At 41.0% G+C, this 17657-nt stretch carries 21 protein-coding genes; 5 read left to right on the top strand and 16 right to left on the bottom strand.

Translation table 11 applies throughout. The features are described 5' to 3' along the window. Positions 1 to 170: 170 nt before the first annotated feature. A complete protein-coding gene (locus tag LCM09_RS10050; protein WP_224881148.1) occupies positions 171 to 686 on the top strand; it encodes a cupin domain-containing protein in 516 nt (171 codons plus the stop codon). Between the two features lie 33 nt (positions 687 to 719). On the opposite strand, the gene LCM09_RS10045 is transcribed toward LCM09_RS10050, so the two are convergent. The 4 genes from LCM09_RS10045 to LCM09_RS10030 form a co-directional block, all read right to left on the bottom strand. Further along, a complete protein-coding gene (locus tag LCM09_RS10045; protein ID WP_224881146.1) occupies positions 720 to 1571 on the bottom strand; it encodes an aldo/keto reductase in 852 nt (283 codons plus the stop codon). Between the two features lie 28 nt (positions 1572 to 1599). Further along, on the bottom strand, positions 1600 to 1878 hold the full coding sequence (locus tag LCM09_RS10040) for a hypothetical protein (RefSeq protein WP_224881144.1): 279 nt from the start codon (positions 1876 to 1878) through the stop codon (positions 1600 to 1602). 251 nt (positions 1879 to 2129) lie between these two features. Further along, positions 2130 to 2792, bottom strand: coding sequence for a type 1 glutamine amidotransferase domain-containing protein (locus LCM09_RS10035; protein WP_224881142.1), 663 nt, complete (start codon positions 2790 to 2792; stop codon positions 2130 to 2132). A gap of 91 nt (positions 2793 to 2883) precedes the next feature. After that, positions 2884 to 3147: a hypothetical protein gene (locus LCM09_RS10030; protein WP_224881140.1), complete on the bottom strand. Its 264-nt coding sequence runs from the start codon at positions 3145 to 3147 to the stop codon at positions 2884 to 2886. A 195-nt stretch (positions 3148 to 3342) separates the two neighbouring features. Here LCM09_RS10030 and LCM09_RS10025 point away from each other — a divergent pair, with 195 nt between their 5' ends. Then, positions 3343 to 4143: a peptidoglycan-binding protein gene (locus LCM09_RS10025; RefSeq protein WP_224881138.1), complete on the top strand. Its 801-nt coding sequence runs from the start codon at positions 3343 to 3345 to the stop codon at positions 4141 to 4143. A 76-nt stretch (positions 4144 to 4219) separates the two neighbouring features. Here LCM09_RS10025 and LCM09_RS20975 read toward each other — a convergent pair whose 3' ends face one another. The 7 genes from LCM09_RS20975 to LCM09_RS09990 form a co-directional block, all read right to left on the bottom strand. Further along, positions 4220 to 4522, bottom strand: a complete 303-nt coding sequence (locus tag LCM09_RS20975; RefSeq protein ID WP_224881136.1) for a TIGR04104 family putative zinc finger protein — start codon at positions 4520 to 4522, stop codon at positions 4220 to 4222. A gap of 377 nt (positions 4523 to 4899) precedes the next feature. Then, the gene (locus LCM09_RS10015) at positions 4900 to 5808 is read right to left on the bottom strand and encodes an alpha/beta hydrolase (protein ID WP_224881135.1); all 909 of its coding nucleotides are present in this window, start codon (positions 5806 to 5808) and stop codon (positions 4900 to 4902) included. A gap of 151 nt (positions 5809 to 5959) precedes the next feature. Then, on the bottom strand, positions 5960 to 6898 hold the full coding sequence (locus LCM09_RS10010) for a zinc-dependent metalloprotease (protein WP_224881133.1): 939 nt from the start codon (positions 6896 to 6898) through the stop codon (positions 5960 to 5962). A gap of 196 nt (positions 6899 to 7094) precedes the next feature. Next, positions 7095 to 8195 (bottom strand): AI-2E family transporter, encoded by a 1101-nt coding sequence (locus LCM09_RS10005; RefSeq protein WP_224881132.1) that lies wholly within the window; start codon positions 8193 to 8195, stop codon positions 7095 to 7097. Between the two features lie 9 nt (positions 8196 to 8204). Beyond that, positions 8205 to 8813 (bottom strand): serine/threonine protein kinase, encoded by a 609-nt coding sequence (locus LCM09_RS10000; protein WP_224881130.1) that lies wholly within the window; start codon positions 8811 to 8813, stop codon positions 8205 to 8207. A gap of 138 nt (positions 8814 to 8951) precedes the next feature. Continuing rightward, a complete protein-coding gene (locus LCM09_RS09995; protein ID WP_224881128.1) occupies positions 8952 to 9896 on the bottom strand; it encodes a nucleoside hydrolase in 945 nt (314 codons plus the stop codon). A gap of 131 nt (positions 9897 to 10027) precedes the next feature. After that, on the bottom strand, positions 10028 to 10915 hold the full coding sequence (locus LCM09_RS09990) for a diacylglycerol/lipid kinase family protein (RefSeq protein ID WP_224881126.1): 888 nt from the start codon (positions 10913 to 10915) through the stop codon (positions 10028 to 10030). Between the two features lie 161 nt (positions 10916 to 11076). On the opposite strand from LCM09_RS09990, the gene LCM09_RS09985 reads away from it, so the two are divergent. Further along, positions 11077 to 11691: a PH domain-containing protein gene (locus LCM09_RS09985; protein ID WP_224881124.1), complete on the top strand. Its 615-nt coding sequence runs from the start codon at positions 11077 to 11079 to the stop codon at positions 11689 to 11691. Positions 11692 to 11723: 32 nt separating this feature from the next. Here LCM09_RS09985 and LCM09_RS09980 read toward each other — a convergent pair whose 3' ends face one another. The 5 genes from LCM09_RS09980 to LCM09_RS09960 form a co-directional block, all read right to left on the bottom strand. After that, entirely contained in the window at positions 11724 to 12761 is a 1038-nt protein-coding gene (locus tag LCM09_RS09980) for an STAS domain-containing protein (protein WP_224881122.1), read from the bottom strand. A 23-nt stretch (positions 12762 to 12784) separates the two neighbouring features. Continuing rightward, a complete protein-coding gene (locus LCM09_RS09975; protein ID WP_224881120.1) occupies positions 12785 to 13018 on the bottom strand; it encodes a hypothetical protein in 234 nt (77 codons plus the stop codon). 66 nt (positions 13019 to 13084) lie between these two features. Then, a complete protein-coding gene (locus tag LCM09_RS09970; protein ID WP_224881118.1) occupies positions 13085 to 13969 on the bottom strand; it encodes an aminoglycoside 6-adenylyltransferase in 885 nt (294 codons plus the stop codon). A 76-nt stretch (positions 13970 to 14045) separates the two neighbouring features. Further along, positions 14046 to 14300 (bottom strand): hypothetical protein, encoded by a 255-nt coding sequence (locus LCM09_RS09965; protein WP_224881116.1) that lies wholly within the window; start codon positions 14298 to 14300, stop codon positions 14046 to 14048. An 82-nt stretch (positions 14301 to 14382) separates the two neighbouring features. Continuing rightward, entirely contained in the window at positions 14383 to 15234 is an 852-nt protein-coding gene (locus tag LCM09_RS09960) for an MBL fold metallo-hydrolase (RefSeq protein WP_224881114.1), read from the bottom strand. Between the two features lie 160 nt (positions 15235 to 15394). Here LCM09_RS09960 and LCM09_RS09955 point away from each other — a divergent pair, with 160 nt between their 5' ends. Beyond that, a complete protein-coding gene (locus LCM09_RS09955; protein ID WP_404800806.1) occupies positions 15395 to 16054 on the top strand; it encodes a peroxiredoxin in 660 nt (219 codons plus the stop codon). Positions 16055 to 16231: 177 nt separating this feature from the next. Continuing rightward, positions 16232 to 17656 carry a spore germination protein gene (locus LCM09_RS09950; protein WP_224881112.1) on the top strand — a complete coding sequence of 475 codons (1425 nt, stop codon included), beginning with the start codon at positions 16232 to 16234 and terminating at the stop codon, positions 17654 to 17656. Position 17657 lies beyond the last annotated feature (1 nt).

The following is a 17657-nucleotide window of genomic DNA, read 5'->3' as shown; positions in this document are numbered from 1 at the left end:
ATATACAAGTTAGTCAACTAGAACGTTTTGCGCTCTTAGGGGGAAGCGGCTATCAGTATTGAAATCAATACTCCTTTTCCCTTTTACCTTGCAAATAAACAAATCAAAACATGTTTTATCTTGTGTGAAAACGTTTAATATATGTACTAGACCATAAGGAGGGATATAGGATGAATAAAGTGGATGTAGAAACGCTATACCTTAAGGATAATGGAAGTATTCCAAACAACCCTGATCTTCCTCTTATCCTTTATCGTGGAAGTTTAGTAGATCTCGTAGACAATTGCGCGGATCAGTTCAAAAAGAATAACTGGACGAACAGTTGGAAGAACGGGGTTTTTGATTACCATCATTACCACAGCAACACTCATGAAGTCCTTGGTGTTGTTAGTGGAGAAGCAACGATCACGTTTGGTGGTGAAGATGGAGAAAAGGTAACAGTGAAGAAAGGCGACGCGGTTGTCATACCAGCCGGTGTTGGACACAAGCGAGAGAACGCATCATCTGATTTTCAGGTCGTCGGCGCTTATCCAAATGGACGAGATCACGACATGAAAACGGGCGATCCAAATGAACGAGACGCGCTGGAAACGATCCAACGTGTCCCATTTCCTGAAACAGATCCGATCTTTGGTGGCGATGGACCGCTGATTGAAGTTTGGTCGAATGTGAATCGAGGGACGTAAAAAAAAGACGCCTAGAGAGCGTCTTTTCTTTGTCTATCCCTTTCTTCCTGGCACTGTTTCATCATAAAAAGGTTGATGATCTGGATGGTGTGCGAGTCTGCTATCTTGATTGCACTTATCGATTTCCTCCATCTGTTCTGGAGTCAAATCAAAATCGAATAGATCAGCGTTTTCTTTTATCCGCTTAGGATGGGAAGACTTCACGTTCACGATCACATCATGTTGAAGACACCATTTAAGAACGACTTGGGCAGGAGATTTCCCAACACGTTCGCTTATTGCTTCAATCGTTGGATTGGTTAACACCTTTCCTCTTTTTAGAGGAGACCACGCAGCGATTTGAATGTTCTTCGCGTGACAATAGGCTCTGAGTTCCTCTTGTATTAGTTCTGGGTGGAATTCAATCTGATTGAGTACAGGCATTACACTCGAACTCTTAGCAATGGCCTCAAGGTGGTGCCTTTCAAAGTTACTTACTCCGATCGCGCACACTTTCCCCTCGTGATACAGCTTTTCTAACGCCTGCCACGTCTCTTGATACAACTCAGGAACGGGCCAATGAATAAGATACAGATCAAGATAATCCGTACCGAGTCGTTCGAGCGAGCGTTCGAATGCTTGTAGCGTCTCATTATACCCTTGCTCATCGTTCCAGACTTTTGAAGTAACAAACAGCTCTTCTCGTGGTAGGTTTGATTCCTTGATCGCTCGACCGACCGCTTCTTCGTTTCCATAATAGGATGCGGTATCGATGCCCCTATACCCGATTTTAAGTGCTTCGTTCACGGCGTTAACCGCTTCCTCTCCCTGTAGCTTAAATACGCCAACACAAACTTCAGGAATCTTTACTCCGTTTAAGAGCGTTACGCGTGAATCTATTCCCATTCCCTCATCATCCTCCCCCTATGAATGTTTAAATCAACTTCTTATATTCTTCAACAAACGAGCGAGGATCTTCTTTTATCATAAAAGAAATCACACCTCTGTTTGTGTGGAGATAAAGAAACCCATAGTTGCCAGTCGTAAATCGATAGGACACATCGAACACGTCGTTCAATCGATAATGCTGGTATGTCGAGCGAATGCTATCTTCATATAACTCTAATTCATATTCTTCCTCAATCGTGTGCTGCCCTGTCCGTTCGATTTTGCGAACCATTTCTATGAACGGATGAGAGGTAATAAACGTCATGATATTCACTGCTTCCTTTACGAAAACTCAGAGGGTTTCGCTAGTTATAATCTATGCCTGTTATACCATGTTTTAATCCCGTAGTAAAAATCCACTTCTACAACGAGTGCTTAAGCTCCTTCTTTTCTTGTACCCGGAGCGTGTCTTCGCCGATATACCGCCCATTTCGCTGATATCTCTACTTTTCCCCTGTTATCCAACCTCAAAAACATAAAAAAAAGAGCGAATCACAAGGATTCGCTCAGTCACTCTTATACTTCTAGTGCTTCAACTACTTTGTTTGCTGCACTAGCGCTTGATTGAGGGTTTTGCCCAGTAACGAGCTTGCCGTCACGAACAGCAAAGTCTGCCCAATTTTCTTGCGAGGTAAAATCTGCGCCTTTTAGACGAAGCGTTGACTCAAGCAAGAATGGCATTTTCTCAACTAGCTGCATTTCTTCTTCTTCAGAATCTGTAAATCCTGTTACTTGCTTCCCTTGTACAATAGGCGTACCGTCATTGTACGTTACGTTCACAAGTCCAGCTGGTCCGTGGCAAACAGCACCGATCACTTTGTCACTTTGTGCTTGCTCTTGCAGTACGTGAAGAAGTGTTTCGCTATCTGGGAAGTCGAACATCGTACCATGACCACCCGGAAGGAAGACTGCGTCAAACTGATTCGCATCTTCTTTTGATAGAGGCGTTGTAATCTCTAGCTTCTGCTGTGCTTCTTCCCATTCCGGATGAGATTCCTCAGGAATACTGTTTGGATCAAGCTCTACTTTTCCGCCTTTTATTGAAGTTACCTTAATTTCATATCCTTTTTCCTTGAAGATATTGTAAGGAACTGCGAACTCTTCAAGCCATAAGCCTGTTTTATTTTCTGCATCGATTTCTGTATGGTTTGTTACGACCATTAGTACTTTTTTACTCATTGAAATCCTCTCCTTTATCTTCTTAGCCTGCTTCAGCCACTTTTGTATATTACCCGCTGAAAATAATTTTAATCATCGGAAGTGGCTAGAACTAATACAGTACCTTTGGAATGATAAAGAACATATAGAACACATTCAAGAAAACTGCTCCAAACACAAGCAGCGTGTTTTCCTTTTTCACTTGAACAATGTACAAAACGAGCCAGATAAGAAGCAAACCGACTGGAACTAATGCGTATATATAATCTGTCCTTAAGAGTAACACCCCTAACAGTTCAAGGATCGAGTACGGCACGATAATGATTCCGAGTATGATATTAATAATATGTATCCATTTCTTTTCAAGCGGCTTCAATGGTATTCTCCTTTCGCTAGCACTACTACTATTCTCCTTTTCTAATGGTTAACAGTCAATCTATCTTTTAGGTAAGAACCAAATTCTGGACGATCTCTGGTTAAAATGTAGTGTTTTCCTCCGTCATTGTCGTTACTTGATGAATGATGCCGAATACCTTTCTGTGAATCAAATTGCAGAAAGTGAGGAAACGATATGTTTCGTAAATCTAAAATGATCAGTATGTTCGTCGTTGCAGCTTTCGTGATGATGGCACTGCCCGCGCTTGCTTCAGCAGAGCTTGGCGACAGAACATTGAACAAAGGAGATAGAGGTTCTGATGTTGTAGAACTTCAAAACTATCTTCTTACAAAAGGAGTATTCCCTTATCACACAGCGACAGGCTACTATGGTGATATCACGAAAAACGCCGTAAAAGAATTTCAAGAGCAACGAAATCTAAAAGTAGATGGCATCGCTGGACCTAACACAAATAGCAAGATTAAAGTCCTTCGTTATGGCGATATCGGGAAACAAGTCATACATATTCAGAGTCAACTCGAAAAAACAGGTCACCACACTTCAGGTCTTGACGGGGTGTATGGAGACGGAACGAAAGCTTCCGTGAAAAGCTTCCAAGAAGCAAGAGGACTAGAAGTCGACGGAATCGCTGGTCCAAGCACTCGATCAGCTCTGAATCAAGCTGCTTCTGAAGGAACAGCTGCAGGAAAAGAGCTTACAGTTGAAAGTACAGCGTACACGGCTCATTGCGATGGATGCTCAGGCGTAACGAGAATGGGCGTAAACTTGAAGAAATACCCTGATGGGAACGTGATCGCAGTGGATCCAGATGTGATTCCTATGGGCTCAATCGTTGAAGTTGAAGGCTATGGCCGTGCAATTGCTGCAGATACAGGCGGAGCAATCAATGGCAAGAAAATCGATGTTTTCATCGAAGACCAAGACGATGCGATGGCATGGGGTCGTAAAGACGTGAAAGTGAAAGTTATAAAATAATAGATAAAGCAAGCCGTACCACCTCAACGTTGAAGAGGTAGTGCGGCTTTTATTTAGAGCTAAAAACAAAGGGTAATTAATAGAGCTTCTTCTCTTTATCCGTAAGTTCCAGAAGAAATGGGTATGTTGATAAAAGCATAAAAAGCAACGCGAAAATAGTTAGTCCTGAAATTGTCTCGGGTACATCAAAGACTATCAACATTATTAACACTATTGGTAGTATTGGGATAAGCGAAAACGTGATTCTTAAGGATTTTGCTGTGAAATAGAGAGATTGAGAGCATTGAGTACAACGAATAGGATATATCTTTTTAATGAGTGTTTTTTTAACTAACTCCCACCTTGATACTTTCGCATGACAATTGGGACAAAAATTCATTATCACTCCCCCACTCGTGACAATTATATACTCCCTCTTACAAAAGGAGAAGTTAGTGAGTAGATTGACCAGATAAAAACGCACCAAAAAGTTAGAGAGGTAATGCGACCGTTCAACAAAGGACTTTCATTGGTGAGGACATACGTTCTAAATAACGTGTATAAAGAAAAAAGGATAAATGAGAAGCCGATCCACACTGAACCCACATTTCCAACAAAGGAAATACCTCCACGCTCATACAACTTACTGAGAGGAAACTCGGTGAGTATAAAACCAACAACTAAAAAGCCAATGATTTCTATCATCGTAAGAGCATACCCTTTCCAAAGAGACATGATATCAATACCTTTCTCTATTAAAACGTTCCACATGAATACCTATATACTTTTTTCATAGTGCACTCTATTTGTTCCATCAGCGTCTGTGAGAAATTCCTTCACTTCACTCAAAGAAAAATCTTCACTCCAATGTACATAATGACCACCTTGGACTGGGTAATATTTTATCGGGAGATTATGTTTCTTAATTTTTTGTATGTACTGTTTTGTGTTTCGATACTCTTTTTCATTAACACTTTCAAAAGTCCCATAGACTAAGTAAGTTGGTACATCTACCTTTTTTAATAAACGAGGAAGATTAAGGTCATAGTATCCAAACATTAGTTTAAGTCCTTGAACCGAAAAATCACTTTGATGTTTCAGAGCAGTACGTACATAGTGATTTTCTTTTATATGTACATGCTCACAAAATCGCGTCACGTTATCGTCAAAGGGAATCTCATTGACCTCTTGTTCATTTTCTTGAGTGAAAAGTGGTGCTAATTTACTTAGGAATGATTCTCCAAAAAGCTTGACCCCAACATTCAATAAAGGGAAAGCATATGCAAATAGACCAAACTCTGATGTAGGAACTCTTGGGAAAGGTTTGTGTCCTTGGTCTAGCAAAATTAGTTTATTTACTTTATGAGGGTAGTGAACTGCAAAGGATAAAAGGACAGCTCCACCTAATGAATGTCCAATAAAGTTCGCTTTTTCAATATTTTGTTGTTCCATATACCGATTTATCCAGTCTGCTAATTGCAATGATGTTACTTTACCTTCAATACCACTGCTTTTCCCAAGACCCGGTAGATCGATTAAGTGAGTTTCATACTCTTCTTTCAAATGTTCTGCTATATTTAAACCTTCATTGCCTGAAAAACCGCCCGCAGGGAGAAAAATAATCGGTTCTCCTTGTCCTACTCTTTCAACATAATAATCAAAACGATTCTTTGTGATTTCTGTCACCTCTCTACTTTAGCAACCACTGAATCACCCAATCAAAACTTGGAAAATTCTGATAACCCAAGTTTAACATAATCCCCGTCGATATCCTCTTCCATCACATATAAAAAAACGCCCGGAATTAACCGGGCGTTTTCGCTAATCGTTTATCGACTTACTTACCATACCAACCTTTGTTAGCTTCAATTTGATCATCATGTTCTTGGTGCCAGTAGTCGACGCTATAAGAATAATCATAGTTCATGATGCACTTGATGCCGCTCCCTTGAGGGTCATGTCCAAGGCCGTAGTTATGAGAGAACTCATGCTGAGCTGCATGCCAAGTGTTTTCTGCACCTTGGTCAAGGTTGACTGAAACGGCACTCTGATAAGGATCGTTTGAATACACATAAGCGATACCGCCAGAGTTGAAGTTCGAATCACGCGTGAAACCTACTAAGAAATCTTCACCGTTTCCATTCCAATCTCGATCTAAGTCTTGAAGAATCTCAGATGCATTTCTTCCTTGTGAGCTCCACTGAGCAAACGTCTTCACCTGGAAATCGATATCGTGGTCACGAGTAAAGCCGTTGTCTGCGTTTTCGATGATGTTTTGAGTGAGTGTTTGCCAGTCACTGTGTGCTGCACGGTATTCTTCGTCAGCTGCAACAATAACAGTTACGACACGAGTTGCTTCATCCCCTGATCCGTTGTCTCCACCATCGTCAGATCCACCGCCAGATCCTCCACAGAACAAGCAGATAAGCTCTCCTTCTTTCGATTTGTTCTTCTCTGCTTTCTTCTCTTCTTTCGCTTCGTTCTTCATTGCTTTTTTATCTTCTTTCGATTGTTTCTTTGTAGTGTTCTTTTCTATCTTCTTTTCACCGATTTTCTTGCCTTGTTCGTTAACGATCTCAGCAACTGAATCATTTTCTACTAATGCAGCTTGGTCGAAATCTTCTTTGCCTTTATTCTTTGCCTTTGGAAGTGATTCGATCGTTACTTGATTTCCTGAAGCGTCTACAGTTGTTGTTTCTGTGTGGTTACTTGAAAACCCTGGTGCGATCGCTAGCGTTAATGCTAGCGATAACGCGACAAACCCTTTACGTTTCATGTTGATTTTCCCCCAAGTTTTTTTATTTAGAATCGAACATCTATTAATCTAGCACAAAGAAACCTGTCATTTCAGGGGTCTATTGATCGAAATTTACAAGTTTATGTCTAAGAACAAAGAACTGTTTTTTTTTACGAAATCATAATAAAAAAGCTCATTTCGATAAAAAAACTCTCCTCAATGGGAGAGTTTTTGTTTAGTTACCGCTATGTTTACCACGCTGCTGGAGCTTAATGAGTCGATAGGTGTGGGTCGCGATTACCTTCAAAACCGCATAGGTCGGAATGGCTAGTATGAGCCCAAGGAACCCTGCTAAACTACTTGCAACGAGTAGCAAAAGAATAATCGTCAAAGGATGAATATCGAGTCTTCTTCCCATCACTTGTGGAGATATCAAATTACTTTCGATTTGTTGGATTACGATTACTCCTAAAACAACATAAAGTGCAGTTAATGGAGATTGAATGAAGCCAACAAGTACACCTGGTGCCGTCCCGATAATCGGTCCGATGAAAGGAACCACGTTCAAGAAGAGTGCGATAAAGGCCAGGATCAAGGCGTAATCAAGTCCAATGATGACATACCAGATATACACGAACGTTCCGATAAAAAGACTCACAATAAGCTGCCCTTGTATAAATCCGCTCAATGCATCGTCCATGTCTTCTAGAATCTTAGCGCCTTCTTCACGATGTGCACGCGGAACGAATCGTAACATGGATGGCATCAGCTTTTTACCATCCTTTAACATGTAATAAAGGATAAAAGGAAGAAGAACGATTCCGATGACAACATCTGTTACGATGTTCAAGAAGGATAACAAGTAGTTTCCAAATGATGAGCTAATATCACCGATCGAGCCAGATATGCGCTCAGTCATTCCGTCGACCGAAACCATTTCACTTTGTAAAAGGTTTGCTATGTATGGGTTACTCTCCCACCGCACAAGTGCATCTTGAAGGTCTTCTACTAGCGCCGGAGCACCTTTTGCTAAACTATTAAACTGTTCGGTCAGTATAGGACCGATGCTGAATACAAGACCGGTTATCCCACCTGCAAGAGCAAGATAAACAATAAGAATTCCGAGCGACCTCGGTATCTTTGCTTTCTCAAGCAATACGATAATCGGGCGCAATAAATAATAGAATACGCCCGCTGCGATGATCGGAAAAGCAAGCGTCGTTACTAGAATGACGAGTGGTCGAAATAAGAATTCAATTTTGCTTCCGACCCAGATGACCGTGAAAATCAATAACAGCCATATAAGAAACCGAAACATACGCGACCTTTCAATCATGGGCCTCCCTCACTTTTCTTTGTTAAATTTGATGATGCCTTTTCGATATAATCGAATTACTGTTTCAACTACCCATGCCGGAATTTTTTTTGGAAAATAAGGGTTGCAATAGATTGTTTGATAAGCCGTTTTCAAGTCTTCCCAATGACTGCATTCTTTCGTTTGACGAAAACGAACAACATCGATTACGCGCACTTCTCCGGTTTTTAATAACATCACGTTTTGTAAGTGAGTATCAGATGGGTTTAGCCCTTTACTTTTAGCATAGTTAAGTGCATCCTCTACATTCTGAACCATCTCTTTTGTAATCTCAATCCCTTCGATCAAACAATCATAGAACGTAACCCCATCTAAATATTCAAGAATCAAATAGCCCTTCCCTGCCTCATAGAGCTTAGGATAATAGACGTCATTATCAAGTTCTTGGTAAATAGCTGCTTCTTGTTCTGCTAGATGATGAAATTCAGGATAAAAAACTTTTAATACTTTATTTTCCATAGAGAGTTTAAATACCGCTGCGCTTCTTCCTTTCCCAATCGGATGAAGCTCGTCTGGATAGGTAACAATGGATTCCCCTTCAAAACGAATGTCATTCACGAGATCGACTGCTGTTATCATTGGGTCTCTTCCTCTCTTGGTTCTGCCGTTATCTCTATTATATATGAAAAACCACTACCTCTATGGTAATGGTTCATCCGACAGCTACCACACTAATTGCTTACGAATTCTATACGATAAAAGTTTCATAACGATCTACTAAAATGGTTCACCTGTCATCACTCTCATAAAGTTTCGATAAAAGTTAAAATAGTCCAGGTTAACCGCAACATCTTGAATTGGCCTTCCATCGAACTCATCTTGTTCGAAACTTTGCCGGAAGTCACCGATGCTAAGTCCACGAGCCTCACCACTGATCTCTAATGCAACTGGCGTCTTATAAAAAGTAAACATCTCAGGATGAATAACCGCCATGATCGTGACCGCATCATGAACGGGGGGTCCTTCTAACCCTGGTACCTTCTTTTTATAAAATTCAAAGTAATAGTAATCGAGCAGTGGTTTTAAGAGTTTAGACTTGCCTTTAGAATCAATATAATCAATCATCCCAGGGGTGACGATCGCGCTTTGCGTCACGTTTAATGGAAATAACTTTACATTTTTTGCGTAGCGCATCACAATATTCGCCGCTACTGGGTCCGCGTGAAAATTCGCCTCAGCACTCGGCGTCACATTACCTGGTACATTAAATGCGCCACCCATCACATAAAATGTATTAATTCTCTCCATCTTCTCCGAGTAAAGAAGAAACAGGGTCGCTAGCGACGTTAACCTTCCTACGTTTACAATGACGAGGTCATCATACTTATCGATTAAAGGAATAACCTCAAAGAAATTCTCCAGTGGAGCGGAATGATTCGATGGAGGCGTGATGGGTCCGAGTCCATCCGGACCGTGCACGTCCGGATAAAAGACAGGAACTTCACCGGTCATAGGTTTTTCGGCACCACCCATCACAGGAATGTCCGTACGTCCGACTTCTTCTAGAAGATAACGAACGTTTATTGCAGTTTGTTCTTTCGAAACATTCCCGTAGCAAGCAACGATTCCAATCACATCGATTTCGCCTGATAAGTATGCATATAGAAGCGCAATCGTGTCGTCGATTCCAACATCCCCAAAGAACAATACCTTTTGTCCCACTCCCTCACCTCACTCAAATTTATCCTTACGGGAATTTATTCAAAAAAGATAAGATCTAGACGTATTCCATGCCAGAGGCGTGGTATTCTGATGACTAGACCTACGTTTTACAATAAAAAAAGAGCAGTAACTTACTGCTCTTTCACAAAAATATTAAGCTCGTTGTGCAAGGTTTTCGCTTCGAACGGAAGGGGGAATCCTTCATCACCATCAATATTAACCACGAGATCTTTTGAGGACTTTACGTTAAGTTTCGATGCCGGGAAGTACTCGATCTGTTCATTACTTTGAAGCTTCCCATTAAAGAGGTCCGGAATCAGTTTAATCACATGTGGAAGCGAGAGTTTCTTTAGGATAAACACATGGAAATAGCCATCGTTTACTTCCGCATGTGAAGCAAAGGATTCAATTCCACCCACTGAGTTGGTTAGCGCCACAAGCATCAAATAGCACTCCCCGCTCCATTCTTTCTCATCGTATGTAACGGTTAGTTCGAAAGGCGTCTTATCTTTAAGTGCCTTTCCACCTTCAATGAAATAAGCGAGCGGGCCAAAACGTGACTTCTCTTCAGGGCTTACGTCATACACGGCTTCTGCGATTGCACCAACAGCAAGCACATTCATGAAGTATTGATCGTTGATCTTTCCAATATCAACGGGTTTCGTATGGCGTTCCCTTAATACGTCTAGTGCTTTATCTGGCTGCATGGGTATTCCAAGTGCTCTAGCAAAATCATTAACAGTACCTAGCGGAATAAATCCAAAGGCAGGGCGATCCTCTCGTTCAGCAAGCCCATTGATACTTTCATTGATCGTGCCATCTCCTCCAAGGGATATGAGTGTTTCATAAGTCCCTTCACATGCTTCTGTTGCAAATCGTTCAGCGTCGCCCGCTTTCTCAGTGAAACGTACCGTCACCTCATCATGATTTTCCTTCAAAATTGCTACAACGTCTTCTTCAAATTCGATTGCCTTCTCTTTTCCAGAAGAAGGGTTCACGATCAACATCGCTTTTTTCATACAACATCCCCATTTCTCTAACAAAGTGATAGGTAGATAGCTATGATTCTTTTCCCTTTATGCAAATTGGTGAAACAAGGAGTGAGACACGTGAAACCTTTCCACCATCTCATTCGTATAGTAACAGACAACGGAATTCACATTCTGAAAGGATGAGCCTTATGTTTAAAAAAGTAGCATCAGATGTATTAGGATTAAGTGATGTTGGAAGTGTCATCAAACCTGTCGATTATGACAAAGTAGATGCAGATGATTACGTTCTGCATGAAGATGGAGAAAAAATCTATTTCCTAATCAAATCCAAAGCTGATGAGTATTGTTTTACGAACCTTGCCCTCATTCATGTTGACGGCAAAAGTGCATCTAGCAGCAAACGCACGTTAAGACGTTATGAATACAGCCACAATAAATTCACGAACGTAGCTCTAGAAACAGCTGGAACCGTTGACCTTGATGTCGAAATCAAATTCCAGCTAGGGAACGAAGTCTTCTCAATCGATGTACATAAGAAGTTCATCGAAGAACTAAAAGATTTATATAAATCCCTCATCCGCATTGCTGAGCTGACACGCGAGAACGAAATCTATTACGATTACTCTAGAAAGAGTCTGGACTTAGCTTCATCCACGTTAACGAGTATGCGCCATAGTAACACAAGCCTTCATGAAGAATTTAAGCAAATTAATCAAATTGCATTCGATTGGTTAGAAGAATCAAAGAAACACTATACGATCAAAGACTTTGGTGACGTGTACGAGCGCTATATTAATAATTAATAAACGAAGGGGTCAGGCATGTGCCTGACCCTTTATCGTTGACTCTCGATCGTTAATCCTTCTCTCGCTAAAGCATAGTGAATCCCATGCTTTAACGTTGAAAAGCACGTGAGTCCTTCAAGTTCTGCGCTCGATTGAACGACTTGCATACTAAGCTTAGGTGAGATTCCTACTAACAGACATGAAACACCCAACATCCTCGATGCTTTTACCATGCTGTGTAGTAAATCGATCGTAAAATCATCTACTTCATAAATTCCTGTTAAATCAAGTATGAGCGTATTTGCCTTATAATCAGGGAGTTTTTGGAGCGTTTTCGTCATGAGTTCGTCCAAGCGGTGTTCATCGTATCTTCCGATTAAAGGGATAACAAGTATATGATCGAGAACTGGGATGATCGGTGCCGATATTTCCTTGATCATTTGCTGAAGTTCTTTTGTCCGCTCCGACACTTTCTTCTCTAAATCAATGAGTTCACGGCGCTTTTTCTCTTGAATCATATCGTGTATATTTTCTTTTGGTGTAATGCTAGATGGAGAAAATACGTACTCCGAATATTCATCACCTTCTATTTGACTCTTTCTCACTTCGTACCATACTTTTTCGTTAAATAAGCCGCTAAAAACGCCTGCCCAGTGCCCAGGAATGAACGTACCTTCCTTATGCTTCTTTTGTTCCTTATTAATCTTGTATTCCCAGCTGTTCTGAATTTTTACGACTGCCGTGTTCTCTTCCTCGTCTACGTCAATAATCGTTGTGATTCCCCAGCCTGCTGTTTTGTACGTATTTGGTAAGCTACTTACGATATGTTCGACTTTCCCAATCGTTTCATGATAGAACTCACTCACGATCTCACCCGTCCGATACCCAGCAGATTCTAATACAAGCGCAGTCTCATCTTTTCCTGCAATTTCTTCAATTGAGTCGAGAAAGACTTTAAAAGCTGTATTGATCCAAAATACCAAGGCTTCATCGCCTTCATACTTAAGATCACCTCTTTCTGTATCCCATTCGAAATGAGAGCCATTCACATCGATTTCATGGTAATTCGCACTTACGTTGTTACCCATTAGTAAACCTCCTGAAAATGGGGTCAGGCACGTGCCTGACCCCATTGATATGCATTTCCAGAGAAATAAACATCTTCATTATCTTTAAATGTATAAACGACTTCTTCACGCTCTGGGTGAAAATAGACAATGAGATAATCTCCACTCTGATCTTTCATATACTTACCACAATTATACAACGGATAATCGCCGATTTGTAATGAATCGCAATTTAACTCAGAAGTAATCCAGTCCATTACTAGTTCTTTCTCATCCATAACTTCCCCCTAAAATGTAGCTTCTTACGAGAGCTTTTCCACATTCTAGGTGGGTTAAAACCTTTTTTAGATTTCAATTTCTTCCGCCTCAGGATCTAACTCCCTTACTTTTGTTAGATAATGAGTAATATTCATCTCTACTTCTTCGGGACATTCAAATCCTAACTCACCTGCAACATCTCTACATAACTCCATGAAGAAGTTATTCATATTGAACAGTGCGTTCCAATTGTCCTCGATGTCTGCTCCTGCATAGGTTGCTTCAAGCTTCTGCCACGTTTCTGAATCGAGATAACGCTTAAACCACCGACCGCATTTGTTCGGATTCACTTCCCAGTTAAACCGAACTCCTAATGACCATTCAAGGATTTTTTGTAAGTATTGAAATCGCATAACATTATCGAGCATATATTTTGCGAAGAATAGCTCATCACGCCACAGACTTTTCGCAACATACGTCGTATCCCACCAATAGCTATTAACCAGCTCTTGAAATTCATCCTGCGTTGGTTTTTTCACATAAAACGCTTTGTTACTCGGCGTTACCATATCTTCTACAATTTGATCTTTGTCTAAAAGAACCTTGTACCCCAAATCGTAGTGTGGCGGCAATTCTTCAAGCTGTGCAATTTCCTTCAGTGATTCGGTCGTAGAAATTTGGAAATCGACACGAGTGCCGTCCATATACATAACGAGTCTCGTGATCCACCCTTCATTCTTTCTCGGAATAAGTGGAACTGTCGTCATGCGGTCCCCAAAGCGCTTCAACCATGTGTCATCTTTCAGAAATCGCTCGAGATCTTCTGCAAATACTTCGATATCATAATCCGTAAATACGTCCCGAAAAGCATGAGGATTTGCGCGTGAACTCGTCATCAACAGTGCTCGAACATTAGCATCTGCTTTACCCCATTCCATTAGGTCCATCAACATTCTCTTTTGATCCTTCACCTTTCTTCCCCCGCTCCCTTATTCTTTTCCCGTACATTATGTAGAAAATCCGAAGCTCTTGCTTCGGATCTCCGACTTAGAATAGTAATCCAGCTATTGCACCTAATACACCTAAAACAATGATAAGGATAACCCAGAAGATCGCAAAGATTACGATAATCCAACCAGCTAGCTTTCTTCCAGTTTGGATTAAGTATATACCAAGGACTAGCGGGCCGATGATCAAACCGAGAATTGCCCAGATAAAGGCACTTTTGTCTCGTTTTTTCGCATCAACATATAAATAAATAGCGATAATAATATTAATGATCAAGCCGAATGATAGTTCCATGTCCTCACCTCACTTCTCTCTCTGTTGGTAAAATGATACCCCAAAGAAAAATCGATTAAACGGTTTATATCCTTACTTTGCTCTAAATCTCAACCTTCAATGTGTCAAAAGCAAAGGAAATTGGTTTACCGCTATCCTTTAATTGCTTTTCAAGTTTCAGGAGTTCATCGTATCCTAATTGATCAGGCTCCTCTACGTGCGTTAAATAAACGGATTTCACATTCAACTTGTCTATAATCTCAAGCGTTTGTTCAAATGTCGCTTCTTCACTTAAAACAGGATGGATTTCTGAGATTTGTCTTTCACCAGTAAATGGGTTGAATTCAAATACTCCGGTTGGAAGAACGGCAAGATCTAGTTCACCGAGTTCTGGTGGATTCCACCCATATAACTCATCAGGGGCGATTAAGATTCGTTCCTTTCCGTCTTCGAACAAAAATGCATAAACATAATCCTCTGCCAGTCGAAATGGTGTAACCGTTACACCATTTAACGTAATCGATTCCCCATCCTTTAGATGATGTAACGCAATAAAATTCTGGCTTTCAAAAAAAGCAAGATGTTCACCAGATCCTAACCGATTCTCAAAATCGATTCCCACTTGTTCGGGTAAATACACATTCATGGTTGTCCCCTTCGGAGGGTAGTTGATCCAATCAGCATTCATCGTTTCGAGAACCCTTCTCCCCATCACATGATCTGGGTGCCAATGAGAGTACAAGACGCCATCGACTTTCTTCACTGTTGAACGGTTTACCTGCATATAGCTATCTTCAGGTGTATCGATTAAGACATTCGGCCCGTGAACAAACACACTAGGTCCAGATCTGCTGTATGGAACCCCTTTTTCTCTCGCTTCCTTACATACATCACAAGTACATAGTGGACGAGGTGTAGCCATCGCCCCGCCAGTTCCTAAAAATTCAATTTGCACATCGCCACTCCTCTCTTTTCACTTAGTCTATCGAAGTTACGAATGGAAAAAAAGAGAAATAGTAGTAAAGTTTTACTCAAAATTCACAACGGATTTCTCAGTTTAACTCTCATCCTTTGTGGAACATCGGCTATAGAACGTATTAAGGAGGAGGAATAGCATGATGTCAGAAACGGAAACAACCTACCAATTACCAAGAATCGGATCACCCGCACCAGACTTTTCTGCTACAAGTACCCAAGGGAACATCTCTCTCGGTGACTACAAAGGTAAATGGTTTATTCTATTCTCTCACCCGGCAGATTTCACGCCTGTATGCACGACAGAATTCGTTGCATTTCAGGAGATTTACCCTGAGCTTCGGGACCTTGGTGTTGAATTGATCGGTCTAAGTGTTGACAGTGTATCCTCTCACCTTGCCTGGATTCGAAATATTGAGAAGAACTTTAATAAAGAAATCGAGTTCCCGGTTATTGCAGACCTCGACCGTGAAGTTGCAACTAAATACGGAATGATTATGCCTGGTGAAAGTCAGACTGAAACTAGTCGAGCTGTTTTCGTAGTGGATGATAAGCAAGTCGTTCGTTCGATCATCTATTACCCATTAACTACAGGCAGAAACATGCAGGAAATCTTAAGACTTGTTAAAGCATTGAAAACTACGGATGACAAAGGTGTACCTACTCCAGCAAATTGGGAACCTGGAGATAAGACACTCGTTTCTCCACCTAAAACGGTAAAAGAGATGAACGATCGGAAGATGGACCCAAATCTCGAATGTATCGACTGGTATTTGTGTCAAAAAGACTTGAAGGAATAACTTAAAAAACTTTAAAAAAGAATAAATAACGTAAAGGCCGCTTTAGCTCATAGTGGCCTTTTTCATATTCATTTCATCTAAGTTACTTTCTTTTTTTATCGATTGGCATATTACTGTGAGGATTGCACACAGTAATGCTATATAGGTAAAAAGATCGAGGTGATGCAAATGCTCAATATGAGAAAAAAGGGTTCCTTTCATAAGCGGATTGAACACATTAAACAGGCTTTCGGACAACCCGAAGATTTAATTTTTCATATCGTTGAGAAAGGTTCTGTTTCTCTTGCCATCATCTATTTTAAAAGTCTTGTAGAACAAGTTGAACTAAAAAGAGGTGTCGTTAAGAAGATTCAAGCATCCTCTGAAGATGACTATTTCCTTGATGAGTACATGAATATCGTTACCACACCCGCCTCGCTAAAAGAGTCAAGCGATGAGTTGTTGAATGACCTTTTAGAAGGAATGGCGGTTATTATCCTGAGCAATTCGAATGCATACGTCATATGTGATGTTTCGTCGACGGAAGGAAGAGATATCGTTCCATCTGAGACGGAGATCAACATCAGAGGTCCTCATGAAGCATTTACTGAAAGACTCGATAAGAACATTGGATTGCTTCGCATGCGTATTAGAAATCCCAATCTTCGATTAGTTAGCCTTCAATTAGGAAACGTGACAAAAACAAAAGTCATTGTGAGCTATATCGAGGGCACTGCTCCTAAGGAAATCATAGATGAGGTGTTCACGCGACTCAACCAAGTTGATATCAACATCATACTTGAATCCCAAATGATTGAGGAAGCAATCGTTGATAAACAAGCGTCTCTGTTTCCTACGATTTCAAATACCGAGCTACCTGCAAAAGTAGCCTCTAGGCTGATTGAAGGGCGAGTCGCAATTCTAACAGAAGGCACTCCCTTCGCTTTAACAGTTCCTGCCCTATTCACTGAATTTTTTCAAGCTCCTGAAGATTATTATCAACGATGGGACATTGCATCTTTGCTTCGGTTGTTACGGTTTACAACGTTCATCTGGGGTACGCTCGTACCAGGACTTTTCGTAGCACTTACAACGTACCACCAAGAAATGATCCCTAGCCTTCTGCTATACAGTTTTGCAGCTCAGCGTGAGGGGCTTCCATATCCATCTCTCGTTGAAGTGTTGATTATGGAGTTTATTTTCGAAGTTCTACGTGAAGCAGGTGTTCGAATGCCTGTCGCGATCGGCTCTGCCATATCAATCGTTGGTGCACTTGTGCTCGGGCAGGCTGCGGTTCAAGCTGGCTTGATTTCAGCAGCCGTCGTAATCGTTGTGTCGCTAACAGCCGTTGCGAACTTCGTTAGTCCTGCCTACAATTTCGGTGTTACCGGAAGAATCCTTCGATTCGGCTTTCTCTTAGCAGGTGGAACACTAGGGTTTTATGGCATGTTTTTCTTGTTTTTGGTCGTGCTGATTCATTCAGCCTCTCTTCAGTCTTTCGGAGTATCGTATCTCACTCCATTCGCACCCCTAAATTTGCGTGATTTACGAGACACGTTTGTTCGTCTACCTGATAACTGGGTGAAAAACCAAATCCCTAAAGGAATCGGAAGAAAGGAGTAGT

Source organism: Guptibacillus algicola (assembly GCF_020171805.1).
In the GTDB taxonomy this organism is placed as follows: Bacteria; Bacillota; Bacilli; order Bacillales; family Guptibacillaceae; genus Guptibacillus; species Guptibacillus algicola.
This window is presented reverse-complemented; position numbering and strand designations above follow the sequence as displayed.